The sequence below is a fragment of the Dorea sp. AM58-8 genome (assembly GCF_003464045.1).
GTDB classification, from domain to species: Bacteria; Bacillota; Clostridia; order Lachnospirales; family Lachnospiraceae; genus Claveliimonas; species Claveliimonas ammoniilytica.
Genome location: NZ_QSDM01000001.1, coordinates 218,336 through 238,789 on the forward strand (window position 1 = coordinate 218,336; position 20,454 = coordinate 238,789).

The 20,454-nt window shown below is 42.1% G+C and carries 18 protein-coding genes, 1 tRNA gene and 2 pseudogenes; 19 read left to right on the top strand and 2 right to left on the bottom strand.

Annotation, left to right across the window (positions count from 1 at the left end):
• The first annotated feature begins 56 nt into the window (after positions 1 to 56).
• The 12 genes and pseudogenes from DXA18_RS01170 to DXA18_RS01225 all read left to right on the top strand — a co-directional run bounded on the left by DXA18_RS01170 (position 57) and on the right by DXA18_RS01225 (position 12,436).
• Entirely contained in the window at positions 57 to 362 is a 306-nt protein-coding gene (locus DXA18_RS01170; protein WP_118382324.1) for a hypothetical protein, read from the top strand.
• 116 nt (positions 363 to 478) lie between these two features.
• Positions 479 to 763 (top strand): co-chaperone GroES, encoded by a 285-nt coding sequence (locus DXA18_RS01175; protein ID WP_118382325.1) that lies wholly within the window; start codon positions 479 to 481, stop codon positions 761 to 763.
• A 13-nt stretch (positions 764 to 776) separates the two neighbouring features.
• On the top strand, positions 777 to 2,399 hold the full coding sequence (gene groL, locus DXA18_RS01180; RefSeq protein WP_118382326.1) for a chaperonin GroEL: 1,623 nt from the start codon (positions 777 to 779) through the stop codon (positions 2,397 to 2,399).
• Between the two features lie 131 nt (positions 2,400 to 2,530).
• The gene (locus tag DXA18_RS01185) at positions 2,531 to 3,022 is read left to right on the top strand and encodes a DUF6106 family protein (protein WP_118382327.1); all 492 of its coding nucleotides are present in this window, start codon (positions 2,531 to 2,533) and stop codon (positions 3,020 to 3,022) included.
• A gap of 101 nt (positions 3,023 to 3,123) precedes the next feature.
• Positions 3,124 to 4,577: pseudogene (guaB, locus tag DXA18_RS01190) on the top strand (IMP dehydrogenase).
• A 70-nt stretch (positions 4,578 to 4,647) separates the two neighbouring features.
• On the top strand, positions 4,648 to 5,673 hold the full coding sequence (locus DXA18_RS01195) for an aldose epimerase family protein (protein WP_118382328.1): 1,026 nt from the start codon (positions 4,648 to 4,650) through the stop codon (positions 5,671 to 5,673).
• Between the two features lie 111 nt (positions 5,674 to 5,784).
• A complete protein-coding gene (locus DXA18_RS01200) occupies positions 5,785 to 6,483 on the top strand; it encodes a peptidoglycan recognition protein family protein (RefSeq protein WP_118382329.1) in 699 nt (232 codons plus the stop codon).
• A 297-nt stretch (positions 6,484 to 6,780) separates the two neighbouring features.
• Positions 6,781 to 9,377, top strand: a pseudogene (locus DXA18_RS01205) (cation-translocating P-type ATPase).
• A 52-nt stretch (positions 9,378 to 9,429) separates the two neighbouring features.
• Positions 9,430 to 10,212: a shikimate kinase gene (locus tag DXA18_RS01210; RefSeq protein WP_118382330.1), complete on the top strand. Its 783-nt coding sequence runs from the start codon at positions 9,430 to 9,432 to the stop codon at positions 10,210 to 10,212.
• Between the two features lie 2 nt (positions 10,213 to 10,214).
• On the top strand, positions 10,215 to 10,733 hold the full coding sequence (locus DXA18_RS01215) for a YqeG family HAD IIIA-type phosphatase (protein ID WP_118382331.1): 519 nt from the start codon (positions 10,215 to 10,217) through the stop codon (positions 10,731 to 10,733).
• Between the two features lie 70 nt (positions 10,734 to 10,803).
• Positions 10,804 to 11,370, top strand: coding sequence for an elongation factor P (gene efp / locus DXA18_RS01220; protein ID WP_118382332.1), 567 nt, complete (start codon positions 10,804 to 10,806; stop codon positions 11,368 to 11,370).
• Between the two features lie 175 nt (positions 11,371 to 11,545).
• Complete coding sequence (locus DXA18_RS01225; RefSeq protein ID WP_118382333.1) at positions 11,546 to 12,436, top strand: DUF5688 family protein; 891 nt, start codon at positions 11,546 to 11,548, stop codon at positions 12,434 to 12,436.
• A 42-nt stretch (positions 12,437 to 12,478) separates the two neighbouring features.
• On the opposite strand, the gene DXA18_RS01230 is transcribed toward DXA18_RS01225, so the two are convergent.
• Positions 12,479 to 12,550: transfer RNA gene (locus DXA18_RS01230), tRNA-Arg, on the bottom strand.
• A gap of 118 nt (positions 12,551 to 12,668) precedes the next feature.
• On the opposite strand from DXA18_RS01230, the gene argS reads away from it, so the two are divergent.
• Both argS and DXA18_RS01240 read left to right on the top strand, forming a co-directional pair.
• Entirely contained in the window at positions 12,669 to 14,435 is a 1,767-nt protein-coding gene (argS, locus tag DXA18_RS01235; protein ID WP_118382334.1) for an arginine--tRNA ligase, read from the top strand.
• A 17-nt stretch (positions 14,436 to 14,452) separates the two neighbouring features.
• The gene (locus DXA18_RS01240; protein WP_243006988.1) at positions 14,453 to 15,604 is read left to right on the top strand and encodes an alanyl-tRNA editing protein; all 1,152 of its coding nucleotides are present in this window, start codon (positions 14,453 to 14,455) and stop codon (positions 15,602 to 15,604) included.
• Here DXA18_RS01240 and DXA18_RS01245 read toward each other — a convergent pair.
• Positions 15,588 to 16,079 (bottom strand): prolyl-tRNA synthetase associated domain-containing protein, encoded by a 492-nt coding sequence (locus DXA18_RS01245; protein ID WP_118382336.1) that lies wholly within the window; start codon positions 16,077 to 16,079, stop codon positions 15,588 to 15,590. The two genes, DXA18_RS01240 and DXA18_RS01245, sit on opposite strands and share 17 nt — an antisense overlap.
• Before the next feature lie 172 nt (positions 16,080 to 16,251).
• Here DXA18_RS01245 and DXA18_RS01250 point away from each other — a divergent pair, with 172 nt between their 5' ends.
• From DXA18_RS01250 to tsf, 5 genes are all read left to right on the top strand, one after another.
• Complete coding sequence (locus DXA18_RS01250) at positions 16,252 to 17,184, top strand: CPBP family intramembrane glutamic endopeptidase (RefSeq protein WP_118382337.1); 933 nt, start codon at positions 16,252 to 16,254, stop codon at positions 17,182 to 17,184.
• A gap of 123 nt (positions 17,185 to 17,307) precedes the next feature.
• Positions 17,308 to 17,898: a coiled-coil domain-containing protein gene (locus tag DXA18_RS01255; protein WP_118382338.1), complete on the top strand. Its 591-nt coding sequence runs from the start codon at positions 17,308 to 17,310 to the stop codon at positions 17,896 to 17,898.
• Positions 17,871 to 18,482: a C40 family peptidase gene (locus DXA18_RS01260; protein WP_158567069.1), complete on the top strand. Its 612-nt coding sequence runs from the start codon at positions 17,871 to 17,873 to the stop codon at positions 18,480 to 18,482. Before DXA18_RS01255 ends, DXA18_RS01260 begins: the two co-directional genes overlap by 28 nt.
• 222 nt (positions 18,483 to 18,704) lie before the next feature.
• On the top strand, positions 18,705 to 19,439 hold the full coding sequence (gene rpsB, locus DXA18_RS01265) for a 30S ribosomal protein S2 (RefSeq protein WP_147590763.1): 735 nt from the start codon (positions 18,705 to 18,707) through the stop codon (positions 19,437 to 19,439).
• A gap of 30 nt (positions 19,440 to 19,469) precedes the next feature.
• On the top strand, positions 19,470 to 20,396 hold the full coding sequence (gene tsf, locus DXA18_RS01270) for a translation elongation factor Ts (protein WP_118382341.1): 927 nt from the start codon (positions 19,470 to 19,472) through the stop codon (positions 20,394 to 20,396).
• Positions 20,397 to 20,454 lie beyond the last annotated feature (58 nt).

Consider the following 20,454-nt stretch of genomic DNA (forward strand, 5'->3'; position numbering starts at 1 on the left):
AGGGTATCGGGCAACTGATACCTTTTACTGTTTCTGGAAAAGGAGGCGGCAGAGAGATGTGTGAAGGATGCTCAGCAGAGCTCCAGATGAAGCAGATGATCCTCGAAGACGGAGTGATGGAAGATCGGATACATTACTGTAAAGTATTATTCGGTAATGAAGATCAGGAGACGTTAAAGATGCTTCTCCGAGGCGAAGAGGTAGATGTGATTTCTCTGGATGCAGTATATAACTGCAAGCTGACCGATGGTGAGAATGTAGAAGAATGCGATGGCATGGTCCTGGAACGCTATCTGGGGGATGAAGGGAATATTCTGATATTTCAGATTGAAAATGGATTTTATAAAAATAGTCTAAACTAAATAAAGTGTGTTGACAAAATAAAGAGAGAGTGCTATTTTATATCTAGAAAGTTTTTAGCACTCTCTTTTTGTGAGTGCTAACAGATAAATGAACTTTATTGAAGGAGGAATATAAAATGAAGTTAGTACCATTAGGAGACAGAGTTGTGTTGAAGCAGCTGGTTGCAGAAGAGACTACAAAGTCAGGTATTGTATTACCGGGACAGACAAAAGAGAAACCGCAGCAGGCAGAGATTATTGCAGTAGGACCTGGTGGAGTTATAGATGGCAAAGAAGTTGAGATGCATGTAGAGCCTGGACAGAAGGTTATTTATTCTAAATATGCAGGCACAGATGTAGAAGTAGATGAAGAAACATATATTATCGTTAAACAGAGCGATATTCTTGCAATTGTAGAATAAGGAGGAATTAATCATGGCAAAGGAAATCAAATATGGACATGACGCCAGAACGGCACTGGAAGCTGGTGTGAATCAGCTGGCTGATACAGTAAGAGTAACATTAGGACCAAAAGGACGTAACGTAGTACTTGGTAAGTCTTTTGGCGCGCCGCTCATTACAAATGATGGTGTTACGATCGCAAAAGATATTGAACTGGAAGATGAATTCGAGAACATGGGTGCGCAGCTCATTCGTGAAGTCGCATCTAAGACTAATGACGTAGCAGGTGACGGTACTACTACAGCTACTGTACTTGCACAGGCAATGGTTAACGAAGGTATGAAGAACCTGGCAGCAGGTGCTAATCCGATCGTACTTCGTAAAGGTATGAAGAAAGCAACTGATGTAGCAGTAGAAGCTATCAAAGAGATGTCAAGCAAGGTTACAGATAAGCAGCAGATTGCGAGAGTTGCAGCTGTTTCTTCTTGTGATGATGAAGTAGGACAGATGGTTGCAGACGCTATGGAAAAGGTATCTAACGATGGCGTTATCACAATTGAAGAGTCTAAGACAATGCATACAGAGCTTGACCTGGTAGAAGGTATGCAGTTCGATCGTGGATATATTTCAGCTTACATGGCTAATGATATGGAGAAAATGATTGCTACACTGGATGATCCATACATTCTGATTACAGATAAGAAGATTACAAACATTCAGGATATTTTACCATTACTTGAGCAGATCGTACAGTCTGGTGCTAAACTGCTTATCATCGCAGAAGATATCGAAGGAGAGGCTCTTACAACTCTGATCGTTAACAAACTGCGTGGTACATTCAGCGTTGTAGGTGTTAAGGCTCCGGGTTATGGTGACAGAAGAAAAGAGATGCTGAAAGATATCGCTACACTGACAGGTGGTCAGGTGATTTCTGAAGAATTAGGACTTGATCTGAAAGATGCTACGATCGATCAGCTTGGTCGCGCTAAGTCTGTTAAGGTTGAAAAGGAAAGCACAGTTATTGTAGATGGTATGGGCGAGAAAGATGCAATTGAGGCTCGAGTTGCTCAGATCAGAACTCAGATTGAAGAGACTACATCTGATTTCGACAGAGAAAAATTACAGGAAAGACTTGCAAAACTTGCAGGTGGCGTAGCTGTTATCCGTGTTGGAGCTGCTACAGAAACAGAGATGAAAGAAGCTAAGCTTCGTATGGAAGATGCTCTTGCAGCTACAAAGGCGGCAGTAGAAGAAGGAATTATCGCAGGTGGTGGATCTGCTTACATTCACGCTTCTAAGAAGGTTGCTAAGCTTGCTGAGACTCTGGCTGGTGATGAGAAGACAGGAGCTAACATTATCCTGAAAGCTCTGGAAGCACCTTTGTTCCATATTTCTGCTAATGCAGGACTCGAAGGCGCGGTTATTATTAATAAAGTAAGAGAGCAGGAGCCAGGTATTGGATTCGATGCATACAAAGAAGAGTATGTAGATATGGTTAAGGAAGGAATCCTTGATCCGGCTAAGGTTACAAGAAGTGCTTTGCAGAATGCTACAAGTGTAGCATCTACACTGCTGACAACAGAATCTGTTGTAGCTAACATCAAAGAAGATACTCCGGCTATGCCGGCAGCACCTGGCGGAATGGGTATGATGTAATCACGGATGATTCTGTGTGAGGAAAACTCCCTTAGGGGAGTTTTCTTTTTATATATAACGTGGTAGAATATAACTAATTATTCAAGATTTTCTATGTGTCTTGTGATAGAGTACCTGACAGGAGGAAATAAATGGCAGACATATTTGTAGAAAAAATGGTTAAAAAGAAACGAGACGGAAAGGATTTTGCCAGGATTGCACTCTGTGTTCTGCTTGTTGTATTTTCAGCTGTGATGAGTTTGCAAAGTCCGATATTTCTGGCTTTAGTATTGCTGTTTGTGTTGCTTGGACTTCTGGTGATGAGGATCTGCGATGTGGAATATGAATATCAGTATATTAACGGATATTTTGACGTGGACAAGATTTTTCACAAAGAGCACAGAAAGAATATATTTGAGGCAAATATGGTGAATCTGGTGATACTGGCTCCGGAATCAGCAGAAGTATTGAAGAGATATTCTAATGTAAAAGTTTGTGACTTTACCAGTGGATATTCTAATGAACCAGTATATGGCATGATATTTTCCGAGGAAGGCATAATGAAGAAAGTATTGTTTGAGCCGGGAGAAGAGATGTTAGCCGGAATTGCATCACAGGTACCGGGAAAGGTAGTGAAACAATAAAATCTCAGTCAGATTGTACTTTTTTGCAAAAGTAGTTGACAAATTGGTCATGTTTTTTGTAATATGACTGTTAACACATAAAGAGAAAGTGAGGTTTAATCATGGGAACAATTATTGGAGAAGGGATTACATTTGATGATGTGTTACTTGTGCCCGCATATTCAGAGGTGATTCCAAACCAAGTGGATTTGTCCACATACCTGACTAAGAAGATTCGTCTGAATATTCCGATGATGAGTGCTGGTATGGACACAGTTACAGAACACCGTATGGCAATTGCTATGGCACGTCAGGGCGGTATCGGAATCATTCATAAGAATATGTCTATTCAGGAGCAGGCAGAGGAAGTAGATAAGGTTAAGCGATCAGAGAATGGAGTTATTACAGACCCATTTTATCTGTCACCAGAGCATACATTGGCAGATGCCAATGATCTGATGGCCAAGTTCCGTATTTCCGGAGTTCCGATCACAGAGAATGGCAAGTTAGTTGGTATTATTACGAACCGTGATTTGAAATTTGAAGAAGACTTTTCTAAGAAGATCAAAGAGTCTATGACGTCTGAAGGACTGATTACAGCCAAAGAAGGCATTACTCTTGAAGAAGCTAAGAAGATTCTTGCAAAGGCAAGAAAGGAGAAGCTTCCGATCGTTGATGACAACTTTAAGTTAAAAGGTCTCATTACGATTAAAGATATTGAGAAGCAGATTAAATATCCGGATTCTGCAAAGGATGATCAGGGACGTCTGCTCTGCGGAGCGGCTATCGGTATTACTGCAAATTGTCTGGAGCGTGCACAGGAACTTGTGAATGCAAAGGTTGATGTAGTGGTTATGGATTCCGCACATGGGCATTCTGCAAATGTTATCCGTACTGTTGATATGGTTAAGTCTAAGTTTCCGGATCTTCAGGTTATTGCCGGTAATGTGGCAACAGGCGCAGCTGCTGAAGCACTGATTAAGGCAGGCGTAGATGCGGTCAAGGTTGGTATCGGACCTGGCTCTATCTGTACAACACGTATCGTAGCAGGTATCGGTGTACCACAGATTTCAGCAATTATGAATTGCTATGAAGTGGCTGATAAATATGGCATCCCGATCATTGCGGATGGAGGTATCAAGTTCTCAGGGGATATCACGAGGCAATCGCAGCAGGTGCCAACGCATGTATGATGGGAAGCATGTTTGCCGGATGCGATGAGAGCCCTGGAACATTCGAACTTTATCAGGGAAGAAAGTACAAAGTATATCGTGGTATGGGATCCATAGCAGCTATGGAGAATGGAAGCAAAGACCGTTACTTCCAGACAGATGCGAAAAAGCTGGTACCGGAAGGTGTAGAAGGTCGTGTGGCATATAAGGGATCTGTAGAAGATACTGTATTCCAGTTGCTCGGTGGTCTGCGTTCTGGTATGGGATATTGCGGAGCACCTACCATCGAAGCACTGAAACAGAACGGGCAGTTCGTGAAGATTTCAGCGGCATCCCTGAAAGAAAGTCATCCACATGATATTCATATTACAAAAGAAGCACCAAACTACAGCGTGGATGCATAAGAATCAGATTACAGGAAACGGTGGGATATTCCCACCGTTTCTTTAATATTACGAATATTAGGAGAAAAGTATGAAAAAGGATTTTGGAGTAATAAAAGATGGTAAAAGTACGTCATTATATGTATTGAAGAATGATAACGGGTTGGAGATGCATGTGTCTGATTATGGTGCGTCCTGGGTAGCAGCATTGGTCCCAGATGCCAATGGAAAAGTCAGAGATGTTCTGCTGGGATATGATAATGCGGCAGGCTATGAGGCTGGCGGTGAAGCCATTGGCGCAACCGTAGGTCGAGTAGCAAACCGTACCGGTGGAGCAGAATTTGAATTGAATGGAAATGTATATCATCTCAGCAAAAACAAGGGAAATGATAATCTTCATAGCGGTCCTGATGTGTACCAGAAACGCCTCTGGAAGACCTTGGAAGCGGATGACAGACATGTCGTTTTTGAATTGCATAGCCCAGATGAAGATCAGGGATATCCGGGAGCTATGAACGTGAGAGTGACTTATGAACTGAAAGAGGATAATGGTCTCTATATCTCTTATTGTGCAGAGAGTGATGCTGACACTATCTGGAATATGACTAATCATGCATATTTTAATTTGAACGGTCATGAGTCAGGCACGATTCTTGCACATGAACTTCTGGTAAATGCGGATGGATATACAGAAACAGACGAGGGATCCATTCCGACTGGAAGAATCATTCCAGTGGAAGGAACTCCGATGGATTTTCGTGTAAAAAAGGTAATTGGGCGAGATATTGAAGAAAATTATAAAGCATTGGTTGATGGCAATGGATATGATCACAATTGGACGATTAATGGTGACGGTTTTCGCAAAGCGGCAGAACTTACCGGTAATGAGAGTGGAATTACGATGGAAGTCTATACAGATCGTCCGGGAGTGCAGGTATATGCAGGTAATTACCTGAATGATGAGCAGGGAAAAGCGGGAGCAATCTACGGTAAGCGAAGTGGCATCTGTTTTGAAACACAGAATTATCCGGATGCCATTCATCACAGTGAATTTCCAAATCCGGTGCTTTTGAAAGGTGAGGTTTTAAAAACATCATCGATGTATCGTTTTTTATAAGATAACAGCTTGTGGTGCTATGTAGAGAACGTAAAAGATAAGAAAATCATAAGCAGTAATTTATAAAATGTTTCGAAACATGTGTTACTATGAGTATACAGGAGAAGAAACATGAAGTTTAAGAGACGAAAGAGAAGTTATAAGAAACGTCAGTGTACCCCGAGACAGAGGCAGAACCGTCTCAGAAAGTATATGAAACTGGGGATGGCAGTACTTGGCATCCTCTGCGTGGCATTGGTTGTACTGCGGGTTACAGGCGTAAATCCATTCAAAAGAGCTTATAGTGAAAATGCGGGAGAGGATATTGAAGCAGTGAAGCCTGATATAGATGTGGAACTTCTTACAGAGAACCCTTATTCCAGACCAGGTACTGCAACAGACCAGATTACGGGAATTGTGGTGCACTATACGGCTAATCCGGGATCTACTGCAATGGATAACCGTAATTATTTTGAAGGACTGAAGGACAGTCATATTACGAAAGCAAGTAGTAATTTTGTGGTAGGACTGGATGGTGAGATTGTACAGTGTGTGCCTACCTGGGAAGTAGCGTATGCGTCTAACTCCAGGAATCATGATACGGTATCGATTGAGTGCTGTCATCCGGATGATACAGGAAAGTTCAATGATGCGACATATCGCTCTATGGTTCAGCTCTGTGCGTGGTTATGTTTGAAATTTGACTTGAATGAGAATGATGTGATCCGACATTATGATGTGACAGGAAAGAATTGTCCAAAATATTTTGTAGAAAATGAAGATGCGTGGAAGACATTTCGGAAAGATATCAAAGCCGTTCTTGACAAATAAGCCTGACAAAGGATATACTGAAAATATGTAAAAGGGAGTAACTGACATATCTGTTTGTTGCAGTAGTTGTTATGACAGATATGTTTGCGATGTCGTCAGTACGATGCAGAGCATCCGTATCGCAATGAAATAGTGAGACTTTATTGTACAGTTGTTGTGCAATAAAAGTCTCTTTTTTTGTACAATAAACCGCCATGAATCGTACCTACTCGATTATTATGGCGAGTTTACAGGAGAAGTGTTTAAATCTTTGTGAGGATGCACATGCTTTGGACAGACAGAGAAAGGAGACAGACTATGCTTACATCAAAACAAGCACAGGAAAATCAGAAAAGGTATGGTATGAACGAAATCAGAGAAAAAAAGAAACTTAGTATTCCGCGAGTGTTTCTGGAACAGTATAAAGATTTTCTGGTAATCATTCTGATCGTATCTGCAGCTATATCAGGACTTCTGGGTGATATTAAGAGCAGTATCGTGATTCTCGTGGTGATTACAATGAATGCGATTCTGGGAACTGTACAGACAATCAAAGCAGAACAGTCAATTAATAGCCTTGCTGAACTTTCTGCACCAGAGGCAACCGTTTTTCGGGACGGTGAGGTAAACAAAATCCCAGCGTCGGAAGTAACAATGGAGGACGAGGTGATTTTGGAGGCTGGTGACAGAGTTCCGGCAGACGAAGACTTCTGAGATGCATGGATCTGAAGATTGATGAGAGTATGTTGACGGGAGAAAGTCTTCCGGCAGAAAAAACTCTGGATAAAGCTGCGATTGGAAATTCACTGGGAGATCAGACCGATCGTGTATTTGCCGGAAGTTTTGTTACAGCTGGAAGAGGAACATTTCTGGTGACAGAAATCGGTATGCAGACTGAAATGGGAAAGATTGCAGGACTTTTGGATGAAGCGGCAGAGAAAAAAAGTCCGTTGCAGAAAAGTCTTGATGAATTTGGAAAGAAGCTGTCTGTAGTAATTCTTGTGTTCTGTGGCATCTTGTTTGGCGTCAGTGTATGGCGTGGTGAGGGGATTGCAGACGCATTTCTTTTTGCAGTAGCATTGGCAGTGGCTGCGATACCGGAAGCGTTAAGTTCTATTGTGACAATTGTGTTATCCATGGGAACAGGCGAGATGGCAAAAGAACATGCCATTGTCCGAAAACTTCATGCAGTAGAAGGTCTTGGCAGAGTATCTGTAATCTGTTCAGACAAAACAGGAACACTTACCCAGAATAAAATGACGGTAGAAGCCTGCTATGCAGATGGAAAAGATATGTCATTAGAATATGAGAAGACCAGACAGCTGCCGGAATTTCAAAAATTAATGATATATAGTGTGTTATGTAATGATGCGGTCTGTACAGAGGAAAAAGAACTTGGGGATCCAACGGAGACTTCCTTAATTAATATGGCAGCAAAAGCAGGCATAGATGCGGAGACTGTGAGAAGGCAGAATCCGAGAATTGGTGAGAGACCATTCGACAGTACGCGTAAAATGATGACCACAGTTCATGATACTGGTGCAGAGCGGGTAATGATTGTAAAGGGCGCAGTTGACAGAATGCTGCCACTTATGAAAAAAATTGCACGTGATGGAATGGAATATAAAATTTCAGAGTCAGATAGAAGAAAAATTGAACAGCAGAATCAGACATATGCTGAAAATGGTTTGCGAGTACTGGCGTTTGGGTATCGTATATTAGACTCGAATTCTGATCTGGATGAGAATGAAGAAGAGAATCTGGTGTTCCTGGGGATGACAGCGATGATGGATCCACCTAGAGAAGAATCGAAAGCGGCGGTACAGTCCTGTATCGAAGCAGGTATCCGTCCGGTAATGATTACCGGTGACCATAAAATTACAGCAGCAGCAATCGCTAAGCGAATTGGCATTTTACAGGAAGGTGATCTGGTGTGTGAAGGCGCAGATATTGATGGAATGTCAGATGAAGATCTGGAAGAATATGTGGAACGAGTATCAGTCTATGCCAGAGTGGCACCTGAACACAAGATTCGAATTGTAAAAGCATGGCAGCGGAAAGGCAATATCGTAGCTATGACAGGTGATGGGGTGAATGATGCCCCGGCACTTAAACAGGCAGATGTTGGTGTGGCAATGGGAATTACAGGAACAGATGTGGCGAAAGAAGCGGCGGCTATTGTACTTGCGGATGATAATTTTGCTACTATCATAAAGGCTGTGGAACGTGGACGTAGTATTTTTGAAAATATACGCCATTCCATTGGATTCCTGCTTTCAGGAAATTTAGGTGCTATATTGACGGTACTTTATGCATCGCTTGCCGGACTTCCGATACCATTTGCTCCGGTGCACCTGTTATTTATCAATCTGCTAACGGACAGTCTTCCGGCTATCGCGCTTGGACTGGAACCGCAGGATCCGGCATCGATGAAAATGAAACCGGAGAAGCGCAGCAACTCATTGCTGGAGGGGGAGAATTTGTTGAAAATCGGTGTAGAAGGCTTATGTATTGGTGTGATGACATCTATTGCATTTACAATTGGACTAGGTGAAAATACAACAGGAACAGGTAATGTAATCCTCGCAAAAACATTGGCTTTCGGTACACTGTGCCTTGGACGGCTAGTACATGGATACAATTGTAAATCTGACCACACTGTAATATTTACGAAAAGATTTTGGAATAATCCATTTCTTACAGGTGCGTTTGTGTTGGGAAGTGTAATGCTTCTGGCAGTAATCTATGTACCGGGATTATCCGGAATGTTTCAGACAGTATCACTGAATCCAAAGTGTTTAACATGGATGTGCGTGCTTGCGTTTGCAAATCTGTTGATGATTCAGCTCTTGAAATGGATAAGGAGTAAGTTTTTGTTGCGTATCAGTGACAAAATTGATATAATTAAAAACTGAAAATTCAGGCTTTTAGACGAAAGAGAAAATAACAGGAGGAGACATAGCAGCAATGAATGATTTGGAATTATACAGAGAGCAGCTTGCATTGTGCGATGATAAGATCATTGACGCTTTGGTTGAGAGAAATTCAATCATAGAAAAGATCATGGCGTACAAGGAAGAGTATGGCATGTCTATCATACAGCCAAAGCAGGAAGAAAAGCAGGAAAGACAGCTTGAGATTAAGCTGGATGGCAACAAATACAGTGAAGAGATTGAAGATGTATTCCGTCGTATTCGCCGTAACAGTAAGCGTATTCAGGCAAGAAAGCTTTTTGATTATAATATCGTGCTGATTGGATTCATGGGAGCAGGTAAGACCACAATTTCAGATTACCTCAGCACTGTATTCGATATGGAAATCGTTGAGATGGATCAGTTAATCGCTGACAGAGAAGAGATGAGTATTCCGGATATTTTTGCTACTTATGGTGAAGAATATTTCCGTAATCTCGAGACAGATCTTCTGATCGAGATGCAGGATAAGAAAAATGTTGTTATTTCCTGTGGCGGTGGTGTAGCAATGCGCGAGCGCAATGTTGAGGAAATGAAGAAGAATGGCAAGGTAGTTCTTCTTACAGCGAGTCCGGAAACGATTTATGAGCGTGTAAAGGATAACAATGATCGTCCGGTTTTGCAGGGGCGTAAGAATGTAGCTGGTATATCTGAATTGATGGAACAGCGCAGAGAAAAATATGAGGCAGCAGCTGATATCGTAGTGAATACAGATGATAAGGATGTGCTTACAATTTGTGAAGAACTGGTTCAGAAGCTGACAAGAGCGGAGATATAAGTATGTTTCGTGCATTTTATCCAGATCGATATATGGTTTCTGCATATGTAATCGATTTTGAAGAATTATATAAAAAAGGATACAGAGGTCTGATTTTCGACATTGATAATACGCTGGTACCGCATGGAGCACCGGCAGATGATCGAGCAATCCAACTGTTTGAACGATTGAAAAAGATTGGTTTTCAGTGTTGTCTGATTTCCAATAATAAGGAACCGCGTGTAAAGATGTTTAATGAAAAGATTCAGGTAGCTTATGTGTATAATGCACATAAGCCGTCTAAGAAGAATTACATTAAGGCAATGGAGATCATGGGAACAGATCGTTCTTCAACTGTATTTATTGGAGATCAGTTATTTACAGATGTGTGGGGTGCAAAACGTAGCGGTATTCCGAGCATTTTAGTTAAACCAATGAACCCCAAGGAAGAGATACAGATCGTTTTAAAGCGATATCTTGAAAGGATTGTGCTCTTTTTCTACAAGCGTAGCCTTGCTAGGGAAAAAAAGGTTGAAAAATGATGATATGTATTATAAAATGGTAAAAGATTGAGAACGTAAGCGCAGTGCGCAATTTAAGGAGGATTATGTAATGGCTAAAGTATCAGCAGGAGATATCCGTAATGGTATTACTATTGAAGTGAATGGAAAGGTATGTCAGGTTATCGACTTTATGCATGTTAAACCGGGTAAAGGAGCAGCATTTGTTCGTGTTAAGATGAAAGATATCATTAACGGTGGTGTAGTAGAGACAACATTCCGTCCTACAGAGACATTTGAGCAGGCTCACATCGAGAGAAAGAAAATGCAGTACCTGTACAACGACGGTGAGTTCTATAACTACATGGACAATGAGACATATGAGCAGATTATGATCAGCGCTGAGGAAGCCGGAGATTCTATGAAGTTCGTTAAGGAGAACGAAGAAGTTACAGTAAGCTTCTACCAGGGTAATGCATTTGCAATCGAGCCACCGATCACCGTAGAGCTTGTGGTCACAGAATCTGAGCCGGGTGTTAAGGGTAACACAGCTACAGGAGCTACGAAGCCGGCTATCGTAGAGACAGGAGCTCAGGTTATGGTACCGCTGTTCGTAGATCAGGGAGAAAAAATTAAGATCGATACTCGTACAGGTGAATATCTGTCACGTGCTAACTAATTAAAAAAGAATCAAAAAAAGCCTTGCATTTTGTGCAGGGCTTTTTTATAATCAGTTTACCATAATATTTTGCCGGCATCGCCGGCTGTTCAAATCTATACAGTCGATTTCGCGTAGAACAATGCAGTCCATGATTATGGCGCAATCTGCCTGGAACAGGGTGAAAGGAGTTTGTATGTCATACGAAGAGTTTGTGAGCGGAATGGAACTGGAACTAAAGAGTCTTGTGAGTGATAATCTGCTGGTATCGGTCCAGAAGACTCTGAAGAATAACGGATATTTAAGATGTGGTATCCGTTTGTCTGAGAAGAATATCAATATATCCCCAACCATTTATCTGGAAGAATTTTATGAAAAGTATCAATATGGGACTGATATGCATACATTAGCGGAGCAGATCATGAAGATCTATCAGAAGGTACGCATTGAGCATTCGTGGAAAGAAGACTGGATCTATGAATTCCCCGGTGTGAAAAATAAAATTGTATATCGTCTGATCAATCGTGAGAAGAACAAAAAGCTTCTCAGTGAGGTTCCGTATATGCCGTGGAAGGATCTGGCAATCGTATTTTATTTGTTGCTGGAAATGGATGAACATCAGATGCAGCAGGCAGCGATGCTGATTAAAAAAGAACAGCTTGAGTGGTGGAATACAAGTACAGAAGATCTGTATCAGAATGCAATGCTTAATACAGAAAAGTTATTGCCGTATGAGTTGACCAATATGTGTGCATTGCTTACGGAAATGCTTGGTGTGGAGGAGATAGAAGATCATCTGACAGCAGAAGAAAGCATGTATGTGTTGACGAATCAAATGCGAAGTTTTGGAGCGGCAGCAGTGTTGTATCCAGGACGTCTGGAGATGCTTGCGTTGTATCTGAAAGAGAACTTCTATATTTTGCCGAGCAGCGTTCATGAGATGATCATATTGCCAGAGAGCGGAGCACTTCCGAAAGAAGAACTGAATGCCGTGATTCAGGAAATTAATGGAAGCCAGGTAAATGCAGAGGAATATCTGTCGGATCATGCGTATTATTATGACAGAGTGAGAAAATGTGTGATGTGATTGTAGAATAAAACAGGTACCGCATATGCGATACCTGTAAACCGTCTCTGACCAGAATCGAACTGGCGCACCCGCCTCCGGAGGGCGGCGCTCTATCCACTGAGCTACAGAGACATCTAGTATATTAGCACATTCATTCGGAAAATGCAACGGAGAAATGTGCACACCTTGACTTTCGGGGATATTGTGGGTATGATATGAAGAGTTAGACGATACGAATGGAGGAAAAGGAATGAAGCAGATAATAGAGCTCATTGAATTGGAAATTGCGAAAGCATTTGAACAGGCTGGATATGGAAAAGAACTTGCAAAAGTTACCATTTCTAACCGTCCGGATCTGTGTGAATATCAGTGCAACGGCGCTATGGCGGGAGCCAAGACTTATCATAAAGCACCAATCATGATTGCAGAAGATGTGGTAGCACATCTTCAGGGCAGTGACTGCTTTGCAAAAGCAGAGGCAGTTAAGCCGGGATTCATCAATCTGAATCTTAAGGAAGAATTTGTGGCCGATTACGTGAATCAGATGGCTGAGGATGATGATCTTGGACTGGAACAGGCAGAGAATCCGGAGATGATCGTGATCGATTATGGCGGACCTAATGTAGCGAAGCCGCTTCACGTAGGACATCTGCGTTCAGCAGTTATTGGTGAAAGTGTAAAGCGTATGTTCCGTAAGATGGGACATAAGGTGCTTGGCGATATTCATCTGGGTGACTGGGGATATCAGATGGGTCTGATCATTACTGAGCTTAAAAAGCGCAAACCTGAGCTGCCGTATTATGATGAGTCTTATACAGGAGATTATCCGGAAGAAGCACCATTTACCATCAGTGAGCTGGAAGAGATCTATCCGACAGCCAGCGGATATGCAAAAGAACATGAAGATTACCGTGAAGAAGCGCTTCATGCGACCTATCTGCTTCAGAATGGACATAGAGGATATCGTGCACTCTGGAATCATATTGTTAATATTTCTGTTGCCGATATTAAGAAGAATTATCAGAGACTGAATGTAGAGTTTGATCTCTGGAAGGGTGAGTCTGATGCGCAGAAGTATATTCCGGATATGTTGGAGCAGTTCAAGAAAGATGGATTCGCACGCTTAGATGATGGAGCCCTGGTTATCGATGTCAAAGAAGAGACTGATACCAAAGAGATTCCACCATGTCTGATCCAGAAATCGGACGGAGCATCACTGTACGGAACAACAGACCTTGCAACTTTGATCCAGAGAGAAGAAGATTACAAGCCGAACCGCGTAGTCTATCTTGCTGATAAACGTCAGGAGATGCATTTTACACAGGTATTCCGTGCCGCTAAGAAGACTGGTATTGTTCCAGCTTCAACAGAGCTTAAGTTTATCGGATTTGGTACGATGAACGGTAAAGACGGTAAGCCGTTTAAGACCAGAGAAGGTGGAGTTATGCGTCTGGAGAATCTGATTGCAGAGATTAATCAGAAAATGTATCAGAAGATCACAGATAACCGCACCATCGAGGGAGCGGAAGCTGAAGAAGCAGCACAGAAAGTGGGACTTGCTGCGCTGAAGTATGGTGATCTGTCTAATCAGGCAGGCAAGGATTATGTGTTTGATATCGACAGATTTACTTCGTTTGAAGGAAATACAGGACCGTATATTCTGTATACCATCGTTCGTATTAAATCAATTCTGAACAAATATAAAGAAAATGGTGGTGTGACGGAAGATATTCATTGCAATATTCCATCAGCAGACTGTGAAAAAGCACTTATGCTGGAAGTTGGCAAATATAATGCAGTGATGAAGACAGCCGCTATGGAGACTGCTCCGCACAAGATTTGTGCATACATTTATGATCTGGCCAATGTATTTAACCGTTTCTATCATGAGACCAAGATTCTTGCGGAAGAGGATGAGGCTAAGAAAGCAGGTTATATTGCACTGTTAACACTTACAAAGGAAGTGCTGGAGTCTTGTATTGATGTGCTGGGATTTGAAGCACCGGAGCGTATGTAAGAAAAAGGTAGGAGAAGATGATGGAAAATACTGTGAAATTGTTTTACGAAGATGCTTTTATGGCAGAGTTTGATGCAACAGTATTGTCCTGTGAACCATATAAAGACGGATACAAGGCGGTTCTTGACAGAACTGCCTTTTTTCCTGAGGGCGGCGGACAATATGGAGATACCGGATATCTTGATGAGATCCGGGTTACAGATACAAAAGAGAAAGATGGAGTGATATTCCATATAATAGATGCACCAATAGAAGCTGGAAAAAGTGCACATGGTAAACTGGATTGGGAGAAGCGGTTTGACCGGATGCAGCAGCATAGTGGTGAGCACATTGTGTCAGGAATTGTACATCACAGATTTGGATATAACAATGTGGGATTCCATCTGGCGGACGACTACTGTACGATGGACTTTAATGGACCAATCACAAAAGAACAGCTTCTTGAGATTGAGAATGAAGCCAATCAGGCAATATTCCAAAATTTTCCGGTAAATGTGCTGTATCCTGCAAAAGAAGAATTGCATGAACTGGATTATCGCAGCAAGATTGAGATTGAGGGACAGGTGCGCATTATTGAGATCCCGGGTGTGGATCTCTGCGCGTGCTGTGCACCGCATGTGGCATACACTGGACAGATTGGCCTGATCAAGCTGGTCGGCATGGCAAATTATAAAGGTGGAGAGCGCATTCATATGCTGAGTGGAGCAAGAGCACTTGCAGATTATCAGAGAAAACATCAGTCTGTAAAACAGATCAGTGCACTGCTGTGTGAGAAAGAAGAAAAGATAGCAGAAGGCGTGGAACGGCTGAAGACAGAACAGAGTGGTCTGAAACTGGAACTGGCATCTATGCAAAAAGAGCGGCTTCAGTATAAAGCAGCAGAAGTAGAGGTTGGTGACGGTGCGGTATGCGTTTTTGATGAGAAGCTTGTCGGGGATGACCTGAGAGAGATAGTGAATCTGTTGCTGGAAAGAGGTGCATCTGTGTGCGGCGCATTTGGTGGAACGGATCAGGATGGCTATCGATATGTAATCGGAAGCAAAACGGAAGATGTGAGACTGCTCAATCAGAAGTTGAAAGAAAAATTCGGTGCTCGCGGAGGTGGTAAACCGGAAATGGTTCAGGGAAGCCTCACAGGCACCGAAATGGAAATTAAAGCTTTATTTTAATTACATCTACATCAAAATTCCAGAGGAACTTGTCCAGATCTTTAAATGACAGAAATACGGTAGCTGTATTCTCCAAAGGATGGATACCGAGGCTCTTGCAACGGCTCAGGCTCTTGTCAATGAAGAATTCTACTGCATGATCAGTATCGTTCATCAGTCCAAAAGGAGATACACTGCCCTGTTTTAGTCCGAGATATTTTTCCAGACGTTCTTCAGAAGCAAAACTTAAAGTTCCTGCTCCAAGGGTACGACCCAGTGCTTTGAGATCAATCTTAGTCTTTTCATCAGCGGTCACTAAGAAGTGGCGCTTGCCTTTGGAATCGCGGAGAAACAGATTCTTACAGAGGGTTCCTTTTTCAGGTAGTCCGAGTCTGTCCATATCCTCCATGGTGTGAACAGGTTCATGCTCTACGACTTCATATTTAATACCAAGTTTGTCTAATGCGTCATATACGCGTTGCTTTTGATTTTCCATAACTGTATACTCCTTTACTGCCGTTTTATTTTATTATATTTCAGATGTCAGGGAATGTAAAGCAATGAAGAGTTTATAAATTTTTAATTGCACATTTGTGCTATGCGAAGTAGAATAAGAAGAGTTTGATAAAGATATTTATAAAAGAACAGCTTAGAAAGAGAGATACATTATGGATAATCAGAATAATCAACAGAGACCGGGGCATATGCCGCGCCTCAGTTATGGCCAGAGGTTCTGGCGCATATGGGGCCCTTTCATTATAGAATGGGGCATTCAGATTGCTGTTAGTATGGCGGCGGCAGTGGTAGTGATGTACCAGTATATGAATGCACATACGAAGGAAGTGGTGGCAGCATATGAGAATCAGACAGCTATGATGCAGTTTGCTACGAAATTAATGAATATGATGCAGAAATACACAACCATCATTAGTGGTGCAACAGCATTGGTTGTAATACCGGTGATGCTGTTTCTGTATCATCGTGACAGAAACCGTGAAAAATACTATGGAGTTGCAACGAATAAGAAAGCACCGCTTTGGAAATACGTGCTGGTAGTAGTATTTGCAGGAGGCGCAAGCCTGGCGCTGAATAATTTGATTTTGATCGGTAATCTGAGTGCATTGAGTGCTACGTATGAGACTACAGCTACATCAATGTACAGTGCGCCGTTTGCAGTACAGATTGTATGCCTTGCAATTTTATCACCGATTGCTGAAGAGTTGGTGTTTCGTGGCCTGATGTTCCGAAGAATGCGGGAAGATACTGGTGCGAAGCTAGCAATCATCTATACATCAGTAGTGTTTGGCATTTTTCACGGCAATTTTGTACAGATGTTATATGGATTCCTGATGGGACTGATGTTTGCATGGCTATGTGAAAAATACGGTTCCGTGCTTGCGCCGATTGTTGCCCATGTTACGGCGAATCTGCTTGCACTTTTTGCCACGAAGTATCAGATATTTGACCGCATGATGGCAGATATTCGTGTGATCGGTATCGTTACGGTAGGAGCGGCAACAATTGCGGCAATTATTTATTTGCAGATCAAGCAGATTGATGAAAAACCGACGGGATATAGTGAGAACAAAGAAATATCTTAATAAAAATGTTACAAAAGTATTACAAAACACGAAATATACATTGAAATGACCTGCAAAATGTAGTATGCTATAAAAGTATAGTAGGGGTAATTTAAGTATAAGAACAGAATAAGAGGGATAGATATGAAGAATAGAATTGTACAGGCGTTGTTAACCGCGTTGTTGATCAGTTCCATGATCGTGTCACCTGTTTTTGCTACTACATTGGAAGATATGCAAAAGAACAAAGATCAGGCAGAGACGGAAGCTGGTTCTCTTCAGGAACAGTTGACACAGACTCTGGATAAAATTGATACACTTGAAGCTGATCTGGATAAGAAGCAGGAAGAGGTTGAAAAGGCGGGAGATGATTTAGAGGAAGCTGCTGCAAAGCAGACTGAGCAGTATGAGTCAATGAAGCTTCGTATTAAGTATATGTACGAAGAGGGGAATAGCAGTCTGCTTGAGACATTATTTTCATCCACCAGTTTTACAGATCTTTTGAATAAAGCAGAATATGTGGCAGAAGTACATTCCTATGACAGGGATAAGCTCAGTGAATACGAGGCAACCACCAAGCAGGTCGAGACGATGAAGAATGATCTGCAGGATGAATATGAGCAGATGCAGACGATGCAGACTGAGTTGGAGGGCGAGAAAGCTCTCTTACAGCTACACTGGAAGATAAGCAGTCTGAGATCGCACAGTTGGATCAGAGTATTCAGGATGCGATAGCTGCAAGACAGGAAGCTGAGCGGAAAGCGCAGGAAGAAGCTGCGCAGGCAGCAGCGGCTGCTCCGAATACACAGACGAATACGACTCAGAATAATACACAGCAGAGTAATAATAATTCGAACAGCAATAGTAATTCAGGTAATTCGAATTCGAATTCCAATAATAATTCCGGCAACAGTGGAAATAATAGTTCCAACAATTCATCGTCTAATAACAGCAGTTATGTGCCGCCACAGGGAAGAGACGGAGCAGCAGTAGTGGCGTATGCAAGGCAGTTTATCGGTAATCCGTATGTATACGGCGGTAACAGCCTGACGAATGGAATTGACTGTTCCGGATTCACTCAGCAGATCTATGCAGCATTTGGAGTATCACTTCCAAGAGTAGATTCCGAACAGGCATTGTGTGGTGTAGAGATTCCGTTATCGCAGGCAAAGGCGGGAGACCTTCTGTGTTATTACGGTCATGTTGGTATATATAACGGATCAGGCGGTATTATCCATGCCTCTTCACCAGGTGTAGGTATTGTAGAATTTTCTAACTGCCAGTATCGTACGTTGAGGTGTGTTCGAAGAGTGCTGTAAGACAGATATAGGAATAGTGAAAATTAACAAATGCAGAATGTTGCATAAAAGTTGCGTAAATGCAGAAAATACCTTGCATTTACGCATTTTTTATGATAAAATTCAAAGGTCGCAAAAAAACACGCGCAACGATACCTGTGAAGGTGCCTAAGTTTTCGAAAAAAACCGGTTTCATAGGACATGAGAGGCGCGGAAGTAAAAAACCAAATGGAGGAAAGAAACATGAGCGTTATTTCAATGAAGCAACTTTTAGAAGCAGGTGTTCATTTCGGACATCAGACAAGAAGATGGAATCCTAAAATGGCTCCGTATATCTACACAGAGCGTAACGGTATCTACATCATCGACCTGCAGAAATCAGTAGGAATGGTTGACGATGCATACAAAGCAGTAGCTGATATCGCAGCAGAGGGTGGAAACATTCTTTTTGTAGGAACTAAGAAACAGGCTCAGGATGCTATCAAAGTAGAAGCTGAACGTTGCGGAATGTTTTATGTAAATGAGAGATGGCTTGGAGGTATGCTTACAAACTTCAAGACAATCAAGAGCAGAATCGCACGCCTGAAAGATATCGAGAGAATGTCTGAAGACGGAACATTCGATGTACTGCCTAAGAAAGAAGTTATCCAGCTTAAGAAAGAGTGGGAGAAACTTGAGAAGAACCTTGGCGGTATCAAAGATATGAAGAAGCTCCCAGATGCTATCTTTATCGTAGATCCTAAGAAAGAAAGAATCTGTGTTCAGGAAGCACACACACTTGGTATTCCGCTTATCGGAATCGCAGATACTAACTGTGATCCGGAAGAACTGGACTATGTAATTCCTGGAAACGATGACGCTATCCGCGCTGTAAAACTGATTGTTTCTAAGATGGCAGATGCTGTTATCGAAGCAAGACAGGGTGAAGCAGGATACGAAGAGAACGTAGAAGAAGCTGCAGAGGCAGTTGAAGAGTAATAAGTATCAAGCGACAGGAGGAAATGAAAGATGGCAATCACAGCTAGTATGGTAAAAGAGTTAAGAGAACTGACCGGTGCCGGAATGATGGACTGTAAGAAGGCTCTGAATGAGACAAACGGTAACATGGAAGAAGCAATCGAGTTTCTGAGAAAGAACGGAGAAGCTAAGGCTGTTAAAAAAGCTGGCCGTATCGCAGCAGAAGGTATTGTTATGGCTGAAGTTCGTGATGACAAGACAGCAGCAATCGTTGAAGTTAACTCTGAGACAGACTTCGTAGCAAAGAACGCTGAGTTCCAGGGATTTGTTAAGGCTGTTGTTAATCAGGCAATCGGTTCTGATTCTAAAGATATGGATTCATTCATGGCTGAGGCTTGGAATGAGGATGCATCTAAGACAGTTAAAGATGCTCTGACAGAGAAGATCGCTGTAATCGGTGAGAACCTTAACATCAGAAGATTCGAGAAGCTTGAGTCTGACGGATGTATCGTTGCTTATATTCACGGTGGCGGACGTATCGGTGTTCTCGTAGAGGCTGATACAGATGTTGTCAACGATGAGATTAAGACATGCCTGAAGAACGTAGCTATGCAGGTTGCAGCTATGTCTCCGAAGTATGTATCTCGTGATGAAGTATCTCAGGAGTTCCTTGACAAAGAGAAAGAGATTCTTCTTGCTCAGGCTAAGAACGATCCTAAGAATGCTAACAAGCCAGATAACATCATCGAGAAGATGCTGATCGGACGTCTTAATAAAGAGATGAAAGAGATTTGTCTGCTGGATCAGGTATACGTTCAGGACGGAGATCTTACAGTTGCTAAGTATGTAGAGAAAGTTGCAAAAGAGACAGGTGCTAACCTGACAGTTAAGAAGTTCGTTCGTTTCGAGACAGGTGAAGGTCTTGAGAAGAAGAACGAAGACTTCGCAGCTGAAGTTGCAGCTCAGATGGGCAATTAAGCAAAGTTTTCAATCTGAAATTTAATTAGAGTTTTATAGGCTCTGAGAGCCTTGTAAA